We start from the raw sequence: 20,176 nt of genomic DNA, 5'->3' as shown, positions 1-20,176 counted from the left end.
GTCCCGCGATGGCTTCCAACCCTGGATTGACGCCTTCGGGCCGCGACTTTGCGTCCAGGTCTTTGACGATGGCGCCCGAAAGCGGCCGCGACTCGCAAGGACAAGGCACGGGCTTCTTGACGACCTCTGGCTTTGGATGGTCGCAGAGAACGATCGCGGATGTGGTATTTTCGCGTCGGTGAACCGGGTCCTGCCAGAATTGCCTCGGATCGCCAACAACGTCGATCAAGTACGGGCCTTTGTGGCTGACAACGATAACCCCGAGCGGCGTGAGGCAGTGGAGGCTGAAATTGCACGTCGCGGCCCGCCCCCGGATCTAGTCATCGAGGCCAGCCCCGGCAAGCGGCACTATTACTGGCTGACGACCGACTGTCTGCTGGAAGATTTCAAACCTATGCAGCAGGCTATTGCTGCGGCACTCGGGACCGACCCATCGATCTGCGACCTCCCTCGCGTCATGCGGCTCCCTGGCTTCCTCCATCGCAAGGCAGTGCCGTTCCTGGTCCGCGTGGTGTACCCATGACAGTCTCTCCAACCTATCAGGCGATGGCGGCCGCCTACCTTCCTGCGGCCAGCGGTGTAACCATCTCGGGACCGCGGATCAGCACGGTCCTGCCTGGCCATCGATCGTCGATCTTCCAGCATATGCGCACCGACATGAACGCGGCCAGCAAGTGCGGGCTGGTCAATATGGAGGAAGTCAGGGCTGCTGCGCGCTTCTTGAGGCGGGTGCGGCCCTATTCCTCATGGCGCGACAGCGTAGCCTTCCCATTCGCATCAATGATCAAACTCAGCCCTCATTTCTTAGGTGAGCTACTAATCCTGTTTCGAAAGATTAACCTGCAGACCGCAGATCCGGCGAAAGCATCCGGCGCCTATTTCCAGGCGGCAGAGCAGGTGCTAACGGCTGCTGTCGCTCAACAGCAGCGTCATCCGGATGCGCCCACAATCGGTCCGCATGCGTTCCTACAGGCCGCCTTGGAAGAGGGCTGGGACGGGAGGACAGCGGCGTCAGCGTCAGCGTCCTCTTTCCAGCCGCCGAACCTCTTGGTCAACAGTCCATTCTTCCAGGGCGTCAACGTGCAGGCGGCGAACCTAACCGCAATACCCTGGTTGGTATCTGGTCTTGCAGTTCGCGGGGACATTTCGGTAGTTTCTGGCCTAGGGGGGAGCGCGAAGACCACGGTGGCAATTGACCTCTTAGTCTCTGTCGCGGCCCAACTACCAGACTGGTGTGGCCTTAAGATCGCGCCGCGTGCGGACGGGCAACCGCATCAGGTGGCCATTGTGTCGGCGGAGGAAAATATCAACCGCATAAATCTGGGAGTTGCCGCATCCTGCCAGGCACAAAAGCTTTCACCGGCGCAGATCAATACTGTACAGATAAACCTTTGGGTACATGATGCACGCCAGTCCAGCTTCCGCATCGGCGCTCCAGGTGCCCGCGGGGAAACCCTATGCCCGGAGGTAGACGATACCGGATGTGCTAACCTTAAGGTCGCGCTTGCGGGAAAGAGCCTCGTGGTGCTCGACACGTTAGCTGCCATCTTCTGGTTGCCTAATGAGAACGACAACTCTGCTGCCACTGTTCTTATGCGACGCTTGGCAGGAATCCTTGAAGTGAGCGGTTGCTCTGCAATTCTGCTTCACCACACGCCGAAAATGAATAACGAGGGCATCGCGGCGCAGCGCGGTCAAGCTACGGCCGTGCGTGGTGGCGGCGCCATCACCAACTCGTCCAGGATCGTCTGGACCCTCACGGCGCTACCTGCCTCGGAAGCAGGACTTTTTGCACTCTTGGGTTTAAATGTAGGCGCGATCCGGCGCCTTGACCCTGTCAAGCTCAACGACGCTGCACCGCCCGACCCGATGTTTTTCGAGGTGGTCAGCGAGTGGGTTCGGATACGTGACGGAACCGACGTCTCCATCCGCGCGATCAAACCCCTGATCCAGCCTCAGGCCGCCGCAGGCGTCATCCCGGATTCGAGGCTCAACGTCGCACTGCGCGCAATCGACGCCGGCACCATGATGGGCGGTGTCAACGTTGCCCTTAGTAAGACTGCGACCGGTGACCGCAGCGCGGTGCTTCACATTGCCAACGCGCTGAGTCTGGCTGACCCGGGCTTGCTCAACGTTCACGCAAAGGCTGCAGCTCGCCAAGTCCTTTCCGACCTCATGGACCGGATTTGTTGCGTTACCACGAGTAAAGTCTTGGTGCCGAAGTTCAAAGCCAACGGCAGCCCGAACGGGCACGAAACCCGCGACGGCCTGATCGCCCACTGGAACCTTGCTACCTGGCTCACGGTGCCAGCGCCGGCTGTTCCGCCCGCACCTACCCAGGCTGCCCCGGCGGTTGCGCCAACCCCGGTTTCGGTGGCGCTACCGGTTCCGACGCGGACCGTTCTACCCGTAACTGCTCAGGTCGCCCCGGCCGCCCCTTCTGCCGCGCCGGCTTCTCCTGCCGTGCCGCTGCCAGTTCGGCCGCAATCATGAGCGAGCAGCCTCGCACGCCTCGCACGAGCCTCGCGATGCGTTTGAGAGGTTTGAAGAAAGAAGGAGGGCGTTGCGAGTGCTTCAGCCTCGCAGGCTCTTCCTTAGGGGTGTGGGGGGCGTGCGAGGCTGCGGATACCAATCAAAATCAACGCTGAGGATGTTCAGATGACTGACGAAGAGCTCTTCCAGTATCAAGACTTGATCAAAGATTCCGAACGGCGCGGCGAATGGGCGCCGCTGCCCAACGAAGCCTTCGGGCGTCTTATCCCTGGTGACGACGAGCACCCGTTAGGCCTCGGGGTCATCATCGTGTTTCCCGCCAGGGATGAGCTATGGTCGCTGATCGCCCGTTTGATCCCCCACGCCAGGACAGCGGCGACCCTGGTTCTGTCACCCTCAGGCGCGATCACAGAATGGCGCACCGCTGAATTGCTCCACGACTACGGCGACACAATGATCAAACGCAGCATGAACTCGGACCGCTATAGTTAATCCAGGTTCAAGCGCAGCCAGTGGAAGACCTTTCCCGAAGAGATCCTGCTGCCTGTGCATAACAGACTCGGCTACCATTGGATCAGGTTGTCCGACGCGGATGAACGTGTCCTGCTACCGCGCCTCCATCTGCTCCACGTATTCGACGTCACAGTGCTACCGCCGATTCTGGTTAGTCTCCCTGTCGATGAAGCGTTTGACGTAGCTGCTGCGGTTGTAGCGATGAACAAGAGCTACTTCGCAGAGTGGCGCGCTGAGCAGCCCGCCGAGACTGTCGCCACGATACAACGAGGCACACTGCCAGCAGCTTTCGGACTGGCTCTGGCACTCCTGATCGACGCCGGGTGCCGGCTAAGGCGGGTGACGGGCGAAGATGCCGCCACATGCGGTCGTCGCCTCGATCGTTGGTTGCTGCCGGCAGGGGTGGCGCAGGTGATATCGCTGCTGAACAAGGCCCAAGTTGTGCCTGAGGACCCGAGCCTGTCACGGTCGCATCACGACTGGGTTCGGGGCGCCTCCACGACGCCGGCGACAGCGGCGGAGGAGCGCGCCTTCGCCGCTGAGATGACGGTGCACGATCAGCGCCGATATCCGTCGCTTCGACAGCCGCTGGAGGTCCTTTCGGCGGCACGAGACTGGTTCGGGCGCGACAGCGCGGAAAGGGTGCTTCAGCTTGCCCTACAGGCTGAAGTGGACGCTGGGCTTGGAACGGATGACGTGCAAACGATGCTGGACGTGTGGGCCAGGGGCTCGTGGGACAGGGACATCACTTTCGACCCCAAGTGGCGGCCGGCCGGGGTCTGACGGTGGAAATGACTGCTGCAGGCCGCAATGCTCGCGAAGGCGAACTTCCATTCATTCCGGCCTGTCGCGCTCTACGGCTCCAGACGGCTCATGCTTGGCCAGGTGCAGTTCTCGAAGGCCTTTGCAGGCCCGCCAGAGCGCAGGACGTCCATGTCAGTCTGCGGTGGCCGGTTCTGGGCACGAAGGCCGCTGGTCGCCGTCGTCTCGACGATCTGAGTGATCCGCTCGACGTACTCGCGCCCGTCGCGATCCCGTATCATCGTGGGCGAGCCGGCGCTGATGATCTTCTCGTTCCCCTCGTGGTCCGCGAAGACGATCGTGAAGGTGAACGGCACATTCCCGCCTGCCCCACCCGCGCGGTCGCGGCCGTAGCCGCCAACCTCCCCCAACCGCGCGCGCGTCTCCATGAGCCGGATCTGCTGAGCAGACAGCTGTGCCAAGGCGGCGCTGCGGCCGTCGACCGCGGCCGACACGGCGGCGATGCCCAGCCGTTGCTCGATAGCGTCCAGGTCCGCCGCGATGCCGTCTCGAGACAGGTACGGTCCCACCTCGAACGGGATAGATGCCTCGGTGCCCAGCGCAGTCATGCGGCCCTTAGCAGCCTGGCGCTGTGCCGCCACCACCCCGACCTTGCCGGTCATATGGCCGACCCGGTGCCGCTGGACCGCCATGCGGTTCATGCCGCCCAGGGCCTCAGCGATCACTCGGTCTGGCTGACCTTCAGAGACCATCTGTTTGGCTATCGCCATGCTGTCGGGGTCCGAGCATATCTTGCAGGCGCGTGCCATTGGGTCCTCGGAGGCTACCGGTGCACATCATGCACGATTGGCACAGGAACTGGGAATGTAATCCTAACACCGTGCCTCATGGCTGTGGGCATTGGCCTTTGGTATGCCTTCCTGCCTCCCGACGCAGGCGGGGACCTACTCGACGACGTGTTGCTGAATGCGGCCAGCCAAGGCGCTTTTTAGCGACAGGGTGCCAATCAGCGTGTGATCTGAACCGGCCTGAGGACTTATTAGCTGATCGGGATAGAGCCGACACATGAGTGACAAACAGAGCCAGATCCTGGCAGCACTGGAGCGGTGGGAGCAGCGGTTCAACGGGCTGGAGAAAGGGCTAGACAGATTCCGGGTTGATGTAATGGACCGCATCGACCGGCTTCACGACACCGCGACCGGCATCCGTGAGGACATCAGAACCAAATCCAGCATGTCAACCCGTTCAGAATGACGCACGACCAAGCTCACAGGCCCCGGTAGCGAGAGCATGCTCTTCATAGATACCGTTCGGAATGAAGGAGCTCATGACGACCGCTCCAACCCACCTCTACGCCGTCCTCCGCAATGCCGGCGCCCAGCCGCATGGTGGCGGCTCGGGCTGACCGAAGATCGCCGGTAGCCATTGGATAAGGTTGATCGATAAGCTGGGAACGAGGCGATGAAGGAGCTGCTGCGAGTGAAACAGGTCTCCACCGACCTCGATGCTCGGATGAACGAGCAGATGAGGCTCTCCCGGCTCCGAACCATCGAGATGATGGAGGAGGCTGAACGGGACCATCAGCGCCGGAAGCAACGCCGGCTGCACTGGGAACGGTTCAAGTGGCTTTATAGGGTGCTCATCGGTTCAGCCGCCGTTGCCTTCGCCGCCAGCTGCGCGCTCATTGGGTGGATCATTGGCAGCGACCTAGCTGGCGCGTCCAGAGCGTCCGAGCGGCCAAAGGTAGTCATCATGATCCCGGGGCAGGCGTCGTCATCAGGCGGCGCTCCGCGGCTGCAGCAGTAGGTGCTGCCCGAACAAACCTATGTCCGCGCCACCTGCAATAGCTCGTCGAGGACCCGATGTGGGTCGATCGCGATCACCTCGCAGATGTCGATCAACTCGAGCAAGCTCAGGCGACGCTCGCCAGCCTCGTAATTCGAGACAAAAGATTGGGGCCGGTCGAGCAGCTTCGCCACATCTTCCTGCTTCAACCCCGCGAGCGTACGGGCCTCCCTGAGAAGGTCCTGAAGTCGTAACTGTCGTGGGGTGCGTCGTAAACGAGGCATGGTTGCAGCCGACCCATGGATTGGTCGGTTGGCCAGATAGAAGCCCCTAGCGCAGATCCGAAAGTCAGATATAGAAGCCAGGAACGGCCACGGAGGATGCAACTGTACCCTCACTATAGTGGCGGTAGTTATGGATGTCGGCGACAGGATTGGCTATGGCGGAAATTGTTAAGATCACGATCACTTTTGCCAACACGACCGTAGTCAGCAGACGGTATGCGCCGGGCCGGCCTGTGCAGCAGGCCCAGCCTGCAAAACACGACACACAGATCACGTCGAAGAAACCGCTCTTACAGACACGTGTGAGCGGAGAACGCTATCGGGAACGCTTCTTAATTGGCTTCGCTCAAAAGAGCGCCAGGAACAATTGGGATGAAGACCAATGTGCGGATGAAGCGCGTCGCGAGGCCATAGCGCCAGTCATCGCTCAAAAGCTTCGCTCCGCAGGAACGGTAGCCACACTTATTAGCCAAGCCAGGCTCATCGGTCACCCTGATGTCCGCAACCAAGTGCCTCGTTTCCTTGCCCTCCGAGACGAAGTCTGGGACCTCCAGAGAAAGTTCTTAAAAGCGGCATTTCATGGGCCATCCCAAATATTTATTGATATTGGAGTGCGATATGCGCGGCCGGGCGAGAGAGACAACGTCGTCAACGCGAAGGCATACCTACGCTATCTGCAGATACGTTTCCAAAAATACGCCGACCTGATCGTTTGATCTTAACTCTTCTAGACGTCCTATGTTTTCGATGATTTCCACATGAAGCGATTGGTAAAGTACGTTGCGATGGAAAGTGCCGCCCGAGCCTTGGTGACCGCGATCGTCGGCGAGACTTTTGAATTGGAAAGAGCGGTCGCGCGCCAAATCGCCGCGCGACTGATAGTAGCACTCGATAAAGCTGGCTTGGTGATCATGCCAGCCGAACCGACCTCTGACATGGTGCAGGCTTCTATGGTAGCCATGCGCTCAACCCGAACGATAGGTGGTTCAAGCCCCGATAGAATTCAGGCGGTCAAACATACGATTCGATACCGAGCGATCGTGGAGATGCAACGCGGTCAGCTTTCGCTCGCGAAGAACACCCGGCCTGCTGCGGCTAAGCGATCGCGAAAACGAGTGCTTGGCGCTCGGGACGGAAAGTATACCAAGCACCGACCTTTAACCTCTTTCGAGATAACGTAAGTCCAGACATGACGGTGCACTGCCGGCTGAAACTAAGTCGTGTTCTGGCTTGCGTCGTTGCTACGCGGCATCATGCAGGCGGACGCGTATGCCGGGTTAACGAGTTCTAGAGCAGAGTCTGATCATTCCGGCTCGTATCCTACAGCGGTGAAGTAGTTTTCGCACTCGCGTTGGCTGAAGGTTGGGAGCGCGTCGCGAATGGCGTTCCAGAGGTCATCGATGGTCCGAGCGGCTGCCTTGCGCAGCACTGCCTTCAGCTTGGCGGACGCGTTCTCGATCGGGTTGAAGTCCTGTGAGTAGGGCGGCTGGTAGCGCAGCGTGGCGCCCGCAGCTTCGATCATGGTGCGGACGGCGACACTTTTATGGGCAGCCAAGTTGTCCATCACGACGATGTCGTCTGAGCGCAGCGTCGCGACGAGCACCCGCTGGATATAGGCTTGGAACGCCTCGGCATTCATCGGACCGTCAAGCACCATCGGTGCCGTCATGCCGGAGAGCCGAAGTGCGCCCGTGAAGGTGGTGGTTTTCCAGTGCCCGTGCGGGACAGGCGCGCGGCAGCGGTGACCACGCCGGGCGCGTCCGCGCAGGCGCGCCATCTTGGTGGAAGCACCGATTTCATCGATGAAGACCAGACGGGCGGGGTCGAGATCCGGCTGGGCGTCGAACCAAGCCTGCCTGCGGACGGCTACGTCCGACCGCTCCTGCTCGCTGGCGTGTGCTGTTTTTAGGGGATGGCCCGCCCCACTCCCCTGAAGCGGTAGGCTGACGGGCAACCGGAGGAAGGAGCTGGTGGATGCTGATCGCGGTGTTGGGGATCGACCTGGGCAAGAACAGCTGCAGCGTCGGGGGATTGGATGCGGACGGGCGGGTCGTGCTGCGACGGCGGCTGCACCGGGAGAGTGTCGTCAAGCTGGCGGCCGGTTTGCCGAGCTGCGTGATGGCTATGAGGCATGCTGTGGAGCCCATCACCTCGGTCGCAGGCTGCATGAGCAGGGACATTCGATACGGTTGATGTCGCCTTAGTATGTGCGACCTTACGTCAAAACGCAGAAGAACGATGATCGCGATGCCGAGGCGATCGCTGAGGCGGCGACCCGACCGACCATGCGGTTCATCGAGCTGAAGAGTGAAGAGCAGCTCGATATGCAGAGCTTGCATCGCGCAAGAGACCGGCTGGTGGGCGAGCGGACGGCGCTCATCAACCAGATGCGTGCCATCCTGCTGGAGCGCGGAGTTATCGTGCCCCAGGGGCGGCGCAAGCTGGAAGTTGCGGTTGAGACCATGCTCGCAACCGAGTCCACCCTATCAGCCCGCGGATCCGGCTGCTGATCGAAGACCAGCGCAGGGAGTGGCGCGAGCTCGACCGTCGTATTCTGGCTTTCGATGAGGAGTTCGCGTTACAGGCGCGCACGGACCCGGCAGCCAGACTGCTGACCACGATCCCGGGCATCGGGCAGCTGAACGCAACCGCCCATGTCGCCGCGATGAGCAGCGGGCAGACGTGTCAGCGCGGCAGGGACCCGGCAGCATGGCTGGGATTGGTGCCCCGGCAGATGACCAAGGGCGGCAAGCCGAAGCTGGTTGGTATCACCAAGCGCGGCAACGTGTATTTGCGCAAGATGCTGATCAACGGGGCACGCGCGGCCATGCCGACGCTGTCGAAGGCTGAAACCCCTATAGGTGTCTGGCTGCGTGGTCTGATCAGCCGTGCCCAAGCGAATACCGTGGTGGTGGCGCGTGCGGCCAAAATGGCGCGGATCGTCTGCGCGGTGCTTCGCAGCGGAGAGCGCTTTGAGATGCGGGCTGCGACGATTGAGCTGCTGCCGGTTCTGTGGACACGCAGCTTAAGCTGACGCCTTGATCCGCTCGAACTCCATAGGGCTGAGATAGCCGCTGGTCGAGTGGCGTCGCCGCGGATTGTAGAACCGCTCGATGTAGTCGAACACATCGGCCCGGGCCTAGTCCCGAGTGCGATACACCTTGCAGGCTGTCCGCTCGGTTTTCAGCGAGGAGAAGAAGCTCTCCATCGCCGCGTTGTCCCAGACATTGCCGGACCGGCTCATGCTGCAGGTGACGCCATGGTCGGCCAGCAGCTTCTGGAACTGCTCACTGCTGTATTGGCTGCCCTGATCCGAGTGGTGCAGCAGCGCGTCCGGCTTACCGCGGCGCCAGATCGCCATTGTCAATGCATCTGCGACGAGTTGGGCGGCCATGGTGGCGCTCATCGACCAGCCGACCACCCGGCGTGAGAACAGGTCGATGACGGCCGCCTCGTAGAGCCAGCCCTCGGCGGTCCAGATGTAGGTGAAGTCGGCGATCCACTTCTGGTTCGGCGCCGCGGCCTCGAACTGCCGGTCCAGCACGTTGTCCGCCGTCTCGTTCCGGGTGCCCTTGTCCAAGGGCAGACCCCGACGGCGTGGCCGTGCCCGCAAGGCCTGCTCCCGCATCAGCCGCTCGACACGGTGCAACCCGCATGCGGCCCCTTTGGCCAGCACGTCGTGCCAGACCCGCCGGGCGCCATAGGTCCGGTCGCTGCCGACGAAGCTGGCCTTGACCTTGACACCAGGAAGCTGATCGCTGCGTGCCCGGATGCTGGGCGACCGGGACAGCCAGGCATGAAAACCACTGCGCGAGACACCGAGCGCGTCGCAAAGCCACCGCACTGGCCAGATCCCTCGGTGTTTCGCGACAAAGCCGAACTTCATATCGACTCCCTCGCGAAGTAGGCCGCGGCTTTTTTTAGGATGTCGCGCTCAGCCTTGAGCTTGGCGACCTCACGCCGTAGCCGATCGATCTCCTGCTGCTCCGGCTTGATCTGGCCCTGACCTGGAAAGGCTTGCCCAGGATCCGCGGTGAGTTCCTCGATCCAACGCCGCAGGATGTTCTCGCCCACATCCAGATCCCGGCTGGCTTGCACCACCGAAACACCACGCTCCTTGACCAGCCGGACCGCCTCCAGCTTGAACTCCCGGCTGAACTGTCGCCGTCCCATCTCCACCCTCCAATCTCGTGAAACACCCTAATCTCGGTGTCCACGAAACCGGCAGCAGCTCACCTGAAACCGTCCACCCGCAGGGGCGTACTCCAGTCGCTGTGCACCGGTTGACCGAGGTCTTCCACCCTGGCGAGACCGTTGAAACCGATGTGGCTAGTGATAAGTCGATTCTGCGCTGCCGCTGGCCGGTCACAGACTTCTACGCACGGTTGGGCGCGAGGGGTGGCAATCTATGGGATTGCGGCGAGAGCGGACAGGCCAGCAGCATGTGCAGCTCGTGAGTTGATGTCAGCCTGAAAAAAGAGTGTGTCATCCTGGGTGCGCCTCCCATCCTTTGATAAAGGGCATATCAGAGGGTGCGGGAGGTGGTAATGTCATCCCTGGCAATAATTTCTCTACGTTTTGGGTCTCGACACAAAGGAGAGTGACGGTGGGCGTTGTCATCCATATCCTTGACAGGCGCAGCGTTTGCCTCGACGTTGCCGGCTTCATTCAGGAAATTGGCACCCTGCGTCATATGTCGAAGATTACCGAGCTGGACGAGTCGCATGTAGCTGAACTCGAGGGTTCTAATCACATATCTTCCCCGCCTGCTGCTATGGTCGCCCATCCAGTCGACCTGCCGCTTGCCTCAGACATAACAGGCTCAGTCGCGGCTCATCCGGTGATAGGATGGGATGAAGGGCGCGGCAGCGTGACAGATCTCGGGTGGGACTATCTTCCGGTCTTAGGTTATGCGGTCCGTGATGCACGCTGCGACATGTATGTTTTGCATGAGCTACAGGACGGTGTGTTGCACAGTATCGATGCCGAGCGCGCATACGCGCTTGGGCTGATCGTAAATGGGACGTTCTCGCGGCGGGGACAGCCGGTGATATCCGAGTGTTTTGCAGTGGAACCGTTCATTCCGGGATTTATCCAGGCAGATTGTATTCTCGAGAACGGCCGTCGAGACAAGCTCATCATTAGAGTAGACGACGACACACTACCTGATCCGTCCTGGCTGGTTGGACGCAAGCCTCGGGATACGATGCACTACACTGCCGGCTAGAACAGCAAGGGTAAGTGGTGACTGTGAGGGCTAGTGGTATCGAGCGCCACAACCAGGACGAAGTTGTAGCGTAACGTGAGGTAGTCTCGCGCCAGAGGCTACATCCAGCCCGGAGGCGCATATGCTGAACGCAGGAGATCATGCGGTTGTGGATCGCCTTCAGGACTAAGCGTACATAGGCACTGGGCAGGGGTCGCTGCGACGATTGTAGCGGTCAGGGAGCGCGTCTTGCACCACAGACTGGGGTGATCTCAAAGATTCAATGACTCTGCGCATCATAGGTGGGCACACACCATTACCAAGAAGCCGAATACGGTCGCGCCTGTTGCCTCTTCCGAGTTTGTAGTCCGAGCGGAATCCCATTGCGGCCTTCAGCTCGTCGACCTGAAGCATTCGCAGGTGAGCCACGCCGCCTTTCCAGGTCACAAGCCCGAACCGGTCAATGGTGGTGACCGTCCGGATCGGCTTGTCGAGAGACTGCCAGCCCCCTGCCCCGTCCGACCCGTAGTAGACAATCAAAAAAGGTATATTCCTGCCGAGAGCCGCCACTCCGCGGTGGAAGCGGGCAAGAGTCGCTTTTGCCCGCCTACCGTTGTCCAGAACGGTTGAGGCCCACGGACCGTCAAGCTGCACAATATCGCGTGCCGGACGGCGACAGTTTTCTTCCGGAACCACAAGCCGTTTTGGCTGCTGCTTCTTATCGCACATCATAAACAGGCGCTTGCGACTTTGCGGCACGCCAAAATCGGCCGCATTCAGGACCTGTGGTTCAATGTTATAGCCCAGATGCTCAAGGCCGGCGAAAAGCTGCCTGTAACCAGCCCAGTCCTGCATCTGGATCACGTTCTCGATCACAAGCCAGCGGGGGTTGAGGCCGCGTGCATAATTCAGCACGTAGTTAGCGGTGTTTTTGCTATCCTCGCACCGCAGTGCAGATCCCTTGGCCGGACTGTGATTAGTACATTCCGGCGATGCCAGCAGCAGATCAACGTGTTTCGGAAAAGTCGAAAGCGGCTTGCTATTGGGGCACATCCGCCAGGTCCGGATAGCCTCACACGAAAAATTGTCGCTGAGAGTCTGAGAAGCAATGTCCCAGGCATCGACAGCGCCGACCAAGGTTCCACCGGCCAGCCGGGCGCCCTCACTCGAGCCCCCTCCGCCGCAGAACATATCTAGATAAGTAAATCCCATGAGGCTATCTAGCACGCCCCTGGCGAAAAGCCAGGCCGTACCGTCAGGCCGCCTCCCGAAGTGCCACGGCAATACGTCGGACGCACCGGGTGGCGTCGCGTTTCAGCTGGTGTTCCCAGACCCTGATAACGCGGTAGCCAAGAGCGCGTAGCGCCCGGCGGTTGCGGCGGTCCCGCAGGCGGTTTGCAGATATCTTGGTTTTCCACGCCGCCGAGAGCTTGTGGCTCCAGGTAGAGAACTGCCAGCCGTGCCAGAAGTCCCCGTCCACGAAGATTGCGACTTTTTGTTCCCGGAAGACGAAGTCCGGGCGGCCGGGCAGGTCCCGGGTATGGCTTTCCCATACCCAGCCCTTCAGTGCCATACGCTCAGCAAGAGCGAGTTCAGGCTTAGTGTCCTTTCCTCGAATGCGGGACATGTTGAAAGATCGCTGCGCCAGAGTATGGACGTCTCGTCGAACCAGAAGGTTGTCGGCTGACCCCTCCATGGTAACGATAACGCTGTGCTTTACCTCTGGGGGGTCTGCTGGTGCGTGCACCATCCCGAATCGTCTCACCTTCCGCCGCCGCCCTGATCGGATCACTTCGGGGTATCGGCTACTCCCTGAAGACAGCGATTGCGGATCTGATCGACAACAGCATTACGGCCGGCGCCGCGGTTGTCGAGGTCACCTTTGAGTGGGGTGGCGGTGTACCCAGGATCTCGATCCTCGACAACGGTCGTGGAATGACCGACTCGGAGCTCGAGCTGGCGATGAGATTCGGAGGCGCCGGTCCCCACCAAATCCGGGATGCTGCAGATCTGGGTCGGTTTGGGCTGGGCCTGAAGACCGCCTCTCTCTCGCAATGCCGCAGACTGACTGTTGCCAGCCTGCAGGCTGGGCGGTGCTCGGTGCTGAGGTGGGATCTCGACTATATCCGCGATGTGTCGGACGCCTGGGAACTACTTGAAGGGGCTGCTCCGGGATCCGAGGCCTGCCTCAAGGCTCTTTCCAGCCGGCCGGCCGGGACCCTTGTAATCTGGGAGCTGGTCGATTTCGGCCGCCGAGACGACGTCATTGGCCACCCTGGTTTTCTTGAGGGTATCGGAGCCCTTGAAAAACACCTTGCACTTGTGTTTCACCGGTTCCTTAACGGTGATGCCCGCCAGCTGACCATCAGACTGAACGGCCAGAAAGTTGTGGCGTGGGATCCGTTCCTGGAGAACCACCCGTCTACCCGCCGGCGGCCGGAACAGGCGCTCGGGAGCGGCACCGAACGCGTTATGGTTCGGGGCTTCACCCTGCCCCATCGCGACCGCTTCAGGGATGAAGGGGAATACCTTGCTGCAGGCGGACCGGCAGGATGGAACGCGCAGCAGGGCTTTTACATCTATCGCAACAAACGCCTCCTGGCGGGCGGTGGGTGGCTGGGGCTGGGTGGATCTAGAGTGTGGACCCGGGAAGAGTCGAGCCGACTTGGCCGCATCCGCGTCGACATCCCAAATACGGTCGATCAGGACTGGAATATCGACGTTAAAAAATCCGTCGCGCGACCTCCAGCCTCATTACGTCAGCGTCTGAGCATGATCGCGGAGGACATCCGCAGCAACGCCCGCGAAGTGTTTGTCCATCGGGGCAGCTATGGTCCAAGATCGAAGAGCGAGGAAATAGAGCGGATATGGGAGCCGGCCAAGACATCCGATCGTGTCGGCTATCGCATCCGGCGCACTCACCCCGCTGTGGTCGCGGCAACACCTACCGATGCCGCAGAGCGTGCAGCTTTCAACAGCCTGCTGACCCTGACGGAGCGCACGGTCCCTGTCGACCGCATCTGGCTTGACGTGACCGAGAAGCCAGGGAGTATCCAGGCTAATCAGATCTCCGGTATCGACCCTGATCTGGCCGAGGCCGCACGTGGGCTGGGCGCCATGCTGATGCGCAAGGGCCTTTCGAAGACAGCCGCGGCTGAGAAGGTGTCACGCCTTGATCCATACGACACAATCCCTGGCTTTGCTGAGATGCTGGCATTAAACCTCTAATGGCATATTTGAAGGGACGGATGCTTGGAAGACTCAGCAGGTGAGGTAATTTCAGTCGCTCAGCGACGTCTGAAATCGCGTCAGGCCATTGGGCCCTATGATCGCGCCGATCTTTCGAAGGCTATCGACGACGCCGCCGACTTTCTGGGCGCCGCCGGGAAATTCAACCGGGTAAGCGCGCTCGTTGAACTTGAGGCCCGTACGGCCGTTACGATCGGGCGCACGACTAAATTGGTTGATGAGACAGGGCATGTCCGCTGGTACTTCGGAGAGCGGCAGCGCACCGGTCCGTTTTTTCGCAGATACCATGATTACCTGATTGACTATGAAGGCTGGGGCACCGCGGCCGTGGACGGGCTTGGTGACGCAACTGATCAGATCCTCGAGCAGCTCGAGGATCCGCAGCGGACCGGTCCCTGGGACCGCCGCGGCCTCGTGGTCGGCCACGTTCAGAGCGGCAAGACGGCCAACTATACCGGACTGATCTGTAAAGCTGCGGACTCAGGCTATCGGCTGATCGTCGTTCTGGCCGGCATGCATAACGCGCTGCGTAAACAAACTCAGCAGCGGCTCGACCGCGACTTTTTGGGCTTTTCGACGCTGCCCGTGCCAGACGGCACTCCACGGGAGACGATCGGCGTAGGTCACATCAATCAGAACCTGCATGCCGACTTCATCACGAATCAGGCAATCAACGGAGACTTTAATCGCAACCGCGTCGAAGCCCAGGGCACCGGCCCGGGCGAGCATGCCCTACTCCTCGTAATCAAAAAGAACGGCAGCGTACTACGTAATCTCAATACATGGGTTCGGGATTTTCTTGTAAGACGTGGTGACACCCGGACCGTTCCCCTCCTAGTGATCGATGACGAGGCTGATCAGGCATCGGTCGATACTGGCGACCAGGACTTTGATGACGGCGTTCCGGACCCGGACTACGAACCGACCCGCATCAACGGCCAGATTCGCGCCCTGCTCGATGCCTTCGACCGGTCTGCCTACGTCGCCTACACCGCGACGCCCTTTGCAAACATCCTCATCCACGACGAGCGCACGGCGGAGCGGTTCGGCGCTGATCTCTTCCCCAAGAGCTTTATCGTGAACCTGTCGGCTCCAAGCAATTACATCGGGCCGGCCGCGCTGTTCGGCATCAACGGGGATACCAGCGGCGAGGTTCCGCCGCCCCTGCCACTGACTCGCCCGGTTGATCAGGTAGTCGAAGGCTGGATTGCCGCGCCCCACAGGAGTGACTTCTTGCCGCTTTTCGGGAACGAACGTCGTATTCCGCCATCACTTGAGGACGCCATTCTGGCCTTCATTCTTGTGTGTGCCGCGCGGCGGGCCCGCGGTAATCCGACGGCTCATAATTCCATGCTGATCCATGTATCTCGCTTTACTGCCGTTCAGCTTCTCGTCCACGGCGAGGTCGACACTTGGTTTAAGGATGTCGCCCGTCAGCTGCGGTATCGCACCGGCACGGATGCGCTGATCGAGCGGATGAAGCGTCTTTGGGAGGACGACTTCGAACCGACTACGACTCTGGTAGCTGATACGGCGTATGGCCGGGACGCCACCCCGCTGAACTGGAACGCTGTGGAGCCCGAGCTGGCGGCGGCGGTCGAGAAAATCGTTCCAAGACTTGTCAACAGCCAGATCTCGGAGCCGCTGGACTACGAAGCGGCGAAGGACCACGGGCTGAACGTCATCGCGATCGGCGGCGATAAGCTTTCCCGAGGCCTGACACTTGAGGGTCTCAGCGTAAGCTACTTTCTCCGCCAGTCTTTGGCTTATGACAGCCTGATGCAGATGGGGCGTTGGTTCGGATACCGTCCGGGCTACGTCGACCTCTGCCGGCTCTACACCACAGACGATATGATCGAGTGGTTCCGGCACGTTGCTAAAGCTGCGGAGGACCTGCGGGAGCAGCTGGATCACATGGCAGCTCTCGGCTCTACACCGAAGGATTACGGCCTCAAGATCCAGTCCCACGATCTTCTGCTGGTCACGGCTCAGAACAAGATGCGCTATGCCGAGGAGGTACAGGTGACCTTCGCGGGTGAAGGTAAAAATCAGACCGTATTCAGTACGGATTCTGCGCGGATCAAACAAAACGCTGACGCGATCGCTTCCCTTCTGGTAGACGCAGGCGAGCCAGCCTCGACAGGCCTCGCCGGGGACGCGGTCTGGACAGGCGTTGATGGCGCCCTCGTCGCATCCTGCCTGGCCGGCATGTTTTTCCCTGCGGAGTCCTACAACGTAAACGGTCTGCGCCTTGCTCAGTACATCAGGGCGCAGTTTGAGCACGCTGAACTGACCGACTGGACGATCTCTTTGCGGGCTGGCGAGGGACCGAAGCTCAAGGTCGGTCCCCGGGAGATCAAGACTGTCAGGCGCGCGCCTGTTGGCGGCCGCGTCAAGGCCGGGCGTCACATCATCCAGACGATCCTGAGTCCCCGCGACGAGGCGGTTGATCTAGATGACACTCAATTCAAGGCCGCCCTCGCCATCACGAATACAAAGCGGATCAGCAAGGGACTCGGAGGCGCCGAGATCCCGGGCGGCCAGGAAATCCGTCACATCCGCGGTCTGGGTAATCCCGCCACAGGCATCGATGGACATCCTGAACGCGGCCTTCTGCTGATCTACCCGCTTTCACCCGAAGAAGCCGGCCTCAGCATCGACGTGCCGATTGTCGGCTTGGTGGTAAGCTTCCCTGCGTCAAAAACCGCCCGCCCTGTGACTTACCGGTACAACTCGGTGCTTTCACGGCTCGAGCTTCAAATCCAGTGAGTAATCCGCGCAACGAGGAGCTTCGTATACTGTGGACCACCCTGGGACGGCTGCCCCAGGGTGACCATGATTACCGGGCACAACGTGTCCGCAGCACCGCGCCAGTATCGATCCTTGCAGCTTTGCGGGCAGACGATGATGCATGGTCGCTCGTGTTTGAAGGCCCGATTGGACTGGCTCCAAGAGCCAGGACAAGCTTCACTGGCGAGGGCATCGGGCTCAGCGAAGATCGCGCTGCAGGCGAAGGAGTTTTTCGCCTCATCGCAAGCCTTGAGGGCGCTGCCTTTGTCGGGCCGTTTGAAGCTCTTTGTGCTGATCTCATTGATGTGGCTGAAGGCGAGGTTACAGCTACCGGTTCTTTGAGCGCACTGGCTCGTCGCATGGCTACCTGGATGGCGTCCCTTCGACGGCGTGGCGGCCTGACGGACGAGGCTATGCGGGGCCTTTTCGGAGAATTGTGCTGCCTGACAGGTGTGGCGGAAGAATTGGAATGGCGGACAGCTATTACTACCTGGACCGGTCCGGACGACGGGATTCACGATATCACGTCCAGTGGCGGAGCCTGGGAGGTAAAGGCTTCAGCTGGAGCGGGGTCTTCAGTCTGGATTAACGGTCTGGACCAGCTGGACGATGCAGGTCTTTCCGCGCTCGTGCTGGTCCATGTAACCATGACCATTGACCCTGCCGGCCGGTCCCTACGGGACTTGGTGCAGTTTGTAAGGTCGGCGATATCGGCACAGGACCCGACTGCGCTTGCCGAATTTGAGCGAAAGCTTCTGGCGGCGGGCTTCCTCGAAAGCGACGTCATTGCCGAAACGGCGTTCCGAGTCGCCTCAACGTCCTACTACAGGGTCGTGGACGGCTTCCCCCGTATCCTAAGAAGTGACGTCAGCATCGGCGTGGCTGAGGCCCGATACCAACTTCGTGTCGGGGCGCTTCAGCCTTACAGAGTCGAGGCCGCCCAGGCGCTGGCCGTTCTAGCGCCGTTGGAGATGCTATGATGGTGGAAGAGGGCCTGATTACGTTCGCCAGCGAGTTGCGGGCTGAAGTCGAGGAGGCCGTTCTCGGCGGCGAACCATACTCGCAGCCTGAATTCACGCGCATCGTCCTCGATAGGCTCGCCGAAGAAGGCGTGATCGAGAATCCTACTCCGCTTGATCAGGAGGGCAGCTTCGGCAACACAAAATACAAGATCACTGGCTTCAGTCTTGATGAGGAGGAGGGCCGGCTCGTTCTGGTCACGACCATCTACAAGGACCAGAGCCCGCCGCAGGCGATCCCCGTCGATGAGATCCGAGTAGCCGCTGACCGGGCTGTCCGGTTCTTCACATGCAGCACCCGCGGTCTCCACGAGAAGATCGAGCCTTCCCTCACCGATGCGAGCGAGCTGGCTCGAAAGATCTATGAACTTCGTGACCGGATCAGTTTCATCCGGGTGTTAGTTCTCTCGGATGGTTTGGTGGGCTCCCGAAGCCTCGATGATCTGGTCGCTGACAAGACTCGGATCACCTACGAGCTTTATGGCATTGAGCGCCTCTTTCGGGTGCTGGGAGAAGGGGTCTCGCGGGAAGACATCGTGGTGGATCTTATGGATTACGCCACCGGGGGCGTCCCCTGCCTTCCGGCGCCGGCCGTCGACGGATCCTACCGGGGCTATCTCGTAGCCTTGCCTGGTGCCGCTCTTGCTGATGCCTATGAACGCTACGGCACGAGACTGCTTGAACTGAACGTCCGCGCCTTCCTTGGCGTATCGGGCCGCAAGAGCGTCAATGCGGGGCTCCGGGCGACCCTCAAAGATGAGCCGGCAAACTTTCTCGCTTTCAACAACGGAATCGTAGCAACCGTCGATCGTATCGAAATTGACACAACGGCCGGAATGCCCCGGATCATTAGACTGCAGGGCATGCAGATCGTGAACGGGGGTCAGACAACCGCGTCGATCCATCGGGCGCGCCGCATCGACGGCCAGAAGCTCCATGCAGTACTGGTGCCGGCAAAGATCATCGTAGTCCCGCCCGACGACCTGTCCCGGATGGTCGTAGCCATATCGAAATCTGCGAACAGCCAGAACACAGTCCAGCCTGCAGATTTCTCGGCAAACGATCCATTCCACGTCCGTGTCGAGCATCTGGCTAACAATGTCTGGCTGTCAGACGGGACCGGTCGCTGGTTCTACGAGCGTGCCCGCGGTACTTACGGCGCTCAGGAGGCAAGGGCATCTGCCCGCGCGGCTTCCAAAAAAGCGTTCGCGAAGGAAACACCGAAGGAGCGGCGGTTCGCTAAGACGGACCTAGCGAAATACCTGAATGCCTGGGAGGGCCATCCCGACCAAGTTAGTTATGGCAATCAGAAAAACTTCCAGCTGTTTATGCAGCGCCAGCGCGATGCCAAACTTGATGTCAAGCTGCTCGACGAGGAATGGTTCAGGAAACTGGTCGCGATTGGGATCGTCTTTAAGGCGACCGTTAAAATCGTTCGCGATGGGAAGTTTCCTGCCTATCAGGCGAACATTATAGCCTACACGATTGCGTGCCTTTCCTGGCAGACCGGCGGCAGGATCGACTTCGACAGAATCTGGCAGCGTCAGGCTGTTTCGCCAGAACTGACGGCAATGCTAAAGACTTGGTCTCACAGAATCGACGTTCTTTTGCGTGATACAGCAGGCGCCCGGATGCCGACTGAAGCGGCTAAACGTCCAGAGACGTGGGAAGCAATCTGCAACCTTGCACCGGAGCTGCACAATCCGCTGCCGCCTGAGCTTACGGGACAGAATAAGTCTTCCCGAGGCTCTGAGTCTGGCAGATCCGCAAAGACTGAGACAGTGTTGACCGCAGTTGATCTTGCAAAGATTAACGAAACGCGCGCGATCCACGCTCAAACTTGGCTTGAAATTGCTTCGTGGGGGCAGAAGTCCAAGGCGATTAACTACACTCTGGTGGGGATTGCACGGTCAATGGCGGAGCTGGCGATCGGTAGCTGGGAGAAGAGTCCATCAGCTAAACAGGCAAAGTGGGCCCTGGAAGCCAACAAGGCCTACCAGCAACGTGACTGCTAGGGAGACGGTTGATACCCCAGCAGGCCAGCACCGCGTCGAAGTGATGGGCTCTGCACCTGT

17 protein-coding genes and 3 pseudogenes are annotated in these 20,176 nt (G+C 60.3%); 14 read left to right on the top strand and 6 right to left on the bottom strand.

The annotated features are described in order from the left end of the window. The first annotated feature begins 136 nt into the window (after positions 1 to 136). The 4 genes from ACOEQ2_RS17485 to ACOEQ2_RS17470 all read left to right on the top strand — a co-directional run bounded on the left by ACOEQ2_RS17485 (position 137) and on the right by ACOEQ2_RS17470 (position 3,789). Positions 137 to 523, top strand: coding sequence for a DNA-primase RepB domain-containing protein (locus ACOEQ2_RS17485; protein WP_419729215.1), 387 nt, complete (start codon positions 137 to 139; stop codon positions 521 to 523). Continuing rightward, positions 520 to 2,493, top strand: a complete 1,974-nt coding sequence (locus tag ACOEQ2_RS17480) for an AAA family ATPase (RefSeq protein ID WP_419729214.1) — start codon at positions 520 to 522, stop codon at positions 2,491 to 2,493. The genes ACOEQ2_RS17485 and ACOEQ2_RS17480 overlap by 4 nt, the downstream gene beginning before the upstream one ends. Before the next feature lie 165 nt (positions 2,494 to 2,658). After that, entirely contained in the window at positions 2,659 to 2,985 is a 327-nt protein-coding gene (locus tag ACOEQ2_RS17475; RefSeq protein WP_419729213.1) for a hypothetical protein, read from the top strand. 222 nt (positions 2,986 to 3,207) lie between these two features. Beyond that, positions 3,208 to 3,789, top strand: coding sequence for a hypothetical protein (locus tag ACOEQ2_RS17470; RefSeq protein ID WP_419729212.1), 582 nt, complete (start codon positions 3,208 to 3,210; stop codon positions 3,787 to 3,789). 71 nt (positions 3,790 to 3,860) lie between these two features. Here ACOEQ2_RS17470 and ACOEQ2_RS17465 read toward each other — a convergent pair whose 3' ends face one another. Continuing rightward, entirely contained in the window at positions 3,861 to 4,538 is a 678-nt protein-coding gene (locus ACOEQ2_RS17465) for a hypothetical protein (RefSeq protein WP_419729211.1), read from the bottom strand. 295 nt (positions 4,539 to 4,833) lie between these two features. Between ACOEQ2_RS17465 and ACOEQ2_RS17460 the strand changes: the two genes are divergently transcribed. Further along, the gene (locus tag ACOEQ2_RS17460) at positions 4,834 to 5,022 is read left to right on the top strand and encodes a hypothetical protein (RefSeq protein WP_419729210.1); all 189 of its coding nucleotides are present in this window, start codon (positions 4,834 to 4,836) and stop codon (positions 5,020 to 5,022) included. A gap of 207 nt (positions 5,023 to 5,229) precedes the next feature. Further along, positions 5,230 to 5,574: a hypothetical protein gene (locus ACOEQ2_RS17455; RefSeq protein ID WP_419729209.1), complete on the top strand. Its 345-nt coding sequence runs from the start codon at positions 5,230 to 5,232 to the stop codon at positions 5,572 to 5,574. 17 nt (positions 5,575 to 5,591) lie between these two features. Here the strand turns inward: ACOEQ2_RS17455 and ACOEQ2_RS17450 are convergent, their stop codons facing one another. Further along, the gene (locus ACOEQ2_RS17450; protein ID WP_419729208.1) at positions 5,592 to 5,747 is read right to left on the bottom strand and encodes a transcriptional regulator; all 156 of its coding nucleotides are present in this window, start codon (positions 5,745 to 5,747) and stop codon (positions 5,592 to 5,594) included. Between the two features lie 245 nt (positions 5,748 to 5,992). On the opposite strand from ACOEQ2_RS17450, the gene ACOEQ2_RS17445 reads away from it, so the two are divergent. Together ACOEQ2_RS17445 and ACOEQ2_RS17440 are read left to right on the top strand one after the other, a co-directional pair. After that, positions 5,993 to 6,553, top strand: a complete 561-nt coding sequence (locus ACOEQ2_RS17445) for a hypothetical protein (protein WP_419729207.1) — start codon at positions 5,993 to 5,995, stop codon at positions 6,551 to 6,553. A gap of 42 nt (positions 6,554 to 6,595) precedes the next feature. Next, positions 6,596 to 7,018, top strand: a complete 423-nt coding sequence (locus tag ACOEQ2_RS17440) for a hypothetical protein (RefSeq protein WP_419729206.1) — start codon at positions 6,596 to 6,598, stop codon at positions 7,016 to 7,018. A 122-nt stretch (positions 7,019 to 7,140) separates the two neighbouring features. On the opposite strand, the pseudogene ACOEQ2_RS17435 reads toward ACOEQ2_RS17440, so the two are convergent. Next, a pseudogene (locus tag ACOEQ2_RS17435) lies at positions 7,141 to 7,743 on the bottom strand (IS630 family transposase); the annotation flags it as partial. Between the two features lie 68 nt (positions 7,744 to 7,811). Between ACOEQ2_RS17435 and ACOEQ2_RS17430 the strand changes: the two are divergent. Beyond that, positions 7,812 to 8,871: pseudogene (locus tag ACOEQ2_RS17430) on the top strand (IS110 family transposase). Here ACOEQ2_RS17430 and ACOEQ2_RS17425 read toward each other — a convergent pair. Continuing rightward, positions 8,863 to 10,010: pseudogene (locus ACOEQ2_RS17425) on the bottom strand (IS3 family transposase). The pseudogenes ACOEQ2_RS17430 and ACOEQ2_RS17425 sit on opposite strands and share 9 nt — an antisense overlap. Before the next feature lie 433 nt (positions 10,011 to 10,443). Here ACOEQ2_RS17425 and ACOEQ2_RS17420 point away from each other — a divergent pair. Continuing rightward, entirely contained in the window at positions 10,444 to 11,064 is a 621-nt protein-coding gene (locus ACOEQ2_RS17420; protein WP_419729205.1) for a hypothetical protein, read from the top strand. 165 nt (positions 11,065 to 11,229) lie between these two features. Here the strand turns inward: ACOEQ2_RS17420 and ACOEQ2_RS17415 are convergent, their stop codons facing one another. Together ACOEQ2_RS17415 and ACOEQ2_RS17410 are read right to left on the bottom strand one after the other, a co-directional pair. After that, positions 11,230 to 12,255 carry a DNA cytosine methyltransferase gene (locus ACOEQ2_RS17415; RefSeq protein WP_419729204.1) on the bottom strand — a complete coding sequence of 342 codons (1,026 nt, stop codon included), beginning with the start codon at positions 12,253 to 12,255 and terminating at the stop codon, positions 11,230 to 11,232. A gap of 43 nt (positions 12,256 to 12,298) precedes the next feature. Then, a complete protein-coding gene (locus ACOEQ2_RS17410) occupies positions 12,299 to 12,670 on the bottom strand; it encodes a very short patch repair endonuclease (RefSeq protein ID WP_419729203.1) in 372 nt (123 codons plus the stop codon). A 110-nt stretch (positions 12,671 to 12,780) separates the two neighbouring features. Between ACOEQ2_RS17410 and ACOEQ2_RS17405 the strand changes: the two genes are divergently transcribed. The 4 genes from ACOEQ2_RS17405 to ACOEQ2_RS17390 are packed head-to-tail and all read left to right on the top strand — an operon-like array spanning position 12,781 to position 20,116. After that, positions 12,781 to 14,271, top strand: coding sequence for an ATP-binding protein (locus tag ACOEQ2_RS17405; RefSeq protein ID WP_419729202.1), 1,491 nt, complete (start codon positions 12,781 to 12,783; stop codon positions 14,269 to 14,271). Between the two features lie 24 nt (positions 14,272 to 14,295). Further along, on the top strand, positions 14,296 to 17,061 hold the full coding sequence (locus tag ACOEQ2_RS17400; RefSeq protein WP_419729201.1) for a Z1 domain-containing protein: 2,766 nt from the start codon (positions 14,296 to 14,298) through the stop codon (positions 17,059 to 17,061). Next, on the top strand, positions 17,058 to 18,062 hold the full coding sequence (locus ACOEQ2_RS17395; protein WP_419729200.1) for a PD-(D/E)XK motif protein: 1,005 nt from the start codon (positions 17,058 to 17,060) through the stop codon (positions 18,060 to 18,062). Before ACOEQ2_RS17400 ends, ACOEQ2_RS17395 begins: the two co-directional genes overlap by 4 nt. Then, a complete protein-coding gene (locus tag ACOEQ2_RS17390; protein ID WP_419729199.1) occupies positions 18,059 to 20,116 on the top strand; it encodes an AIPR family protein in 2,058 nt (685 codons plus the stop codon). Before ACOEQ2_RS17395 ends, ACOEQ2_RS17390 begins: the two co-directional genes overlap by 4 nt. Positions 20,117 to 20,176: the final 60 nt, after the last annotated feature.

This window comes from Lichenicola sp. (assembly GCF_965198575.1).
In the GTDB taxonomy this organism is placed as follows: domain Bacteria; phylum Pseudomonadota; class Alphaproteobacteria; order Acetobacterales; family Acetobacteraceae; genus Lichenicola.
This window is presented reverse-complemented; position numbering and strand designations above follow the sequence as displayed.

What these genes read in the sequence shown, in the direction of transcription:
- ACOEQ2_RS17485 (WP_419729215.1), top strand. Translation starts at nt 137, where the DNA reads ATGGTCGCAGAGAACGATCGCGGATGTGGTATTTTCGCGTCGGTGAAC.
- ACOEQ2_RS17480 (WP_419729214.1), top strand. Translation starts at nt 520, where the DNA reads ATGACAGTCTCTCCAACCTATCAGGCGATGGCGGCCGCCTACCTTCCT.
- ACOEQ2_RS17475 (WP_419729213.1), top strand. Translation starts at nt 2,659, where the DNA reads ATGACTGACGAAGAGCTCTTCCAGTATCAAGACTTGATCAAAGATTCC.
- ACOEQ2_RS17470 (WP_419729212.1), top strand. Translation starts at nt 3,208, where the DNA reads ATGAACAAGAGCTACTTCGCAGAGTGGCGCGCTGAGCAGCCCGCCGAG.
- ACOEQ2_RS17465 (WP_419729211.1), bottom strand. Translation starts at nt 4,538, where the DNA reads ATGGCGATAGCCAAACAGATGGTCTCTGAAGGTCAGCCAGACCGAGTG.
- ACOEQ2_RS17460 (WP_419729210.1), top strand. Translation starts at nt 4,834, where the DNA reads ATGAGTGACAAACAGAGCCAGATCCTGGCAGCACTGGAGCGGTGGGAG.
- ACOEQ2_RS17455 (WP_419729209.1), top strand. Translation starts at nt 5,230, where the DNA reads ATGAAGGAGCTGCTGCGAGTGAAACAGGTCTCCACCGACCTCGATGCT.
- ACOEQ2_RS17445 (WP_419729207.1), top strand. Translation starts at nt 5,993, where the DNA reads ATGGCGGAAATTGTTAAGATCACGATCACTTTTGCCAACACGACCGTA.
- ACOEQ2_RS17440 (WP_419729206.1), top strand. Translation starts at nt 6,596, where the DNA reads ATGAAGCGATTGGTAAAGTACGTTGCGATGGAAAGTGCCGCCCGAGCC.
- ACOEQ2_RS17415 (WP_419729204.1), bottom strand. Translation starts at nt 12,255, where the DNA reads ATGGGATTTACTTATCTAGATATGTTCTGCGGCGGAGGGGGCTCGAGT.
- ACOEQ2_RS17410 (WP_419729203.1), bottom strand. Translation starts at nt 12,670, where the DNA reads ATGTCCCGCATTCGAGGAAAGGACACTAAGCCTGAACTCGCTCTTGCT.
- ACOEQ2_RS17390 (WP_419729199.1), top strand. Translation starts at nt 18,059, where the DNA reads ATGATGGTGGAAGAGGGCCTGATTACGTTCGCCAGCGAGTTGCGGGCT.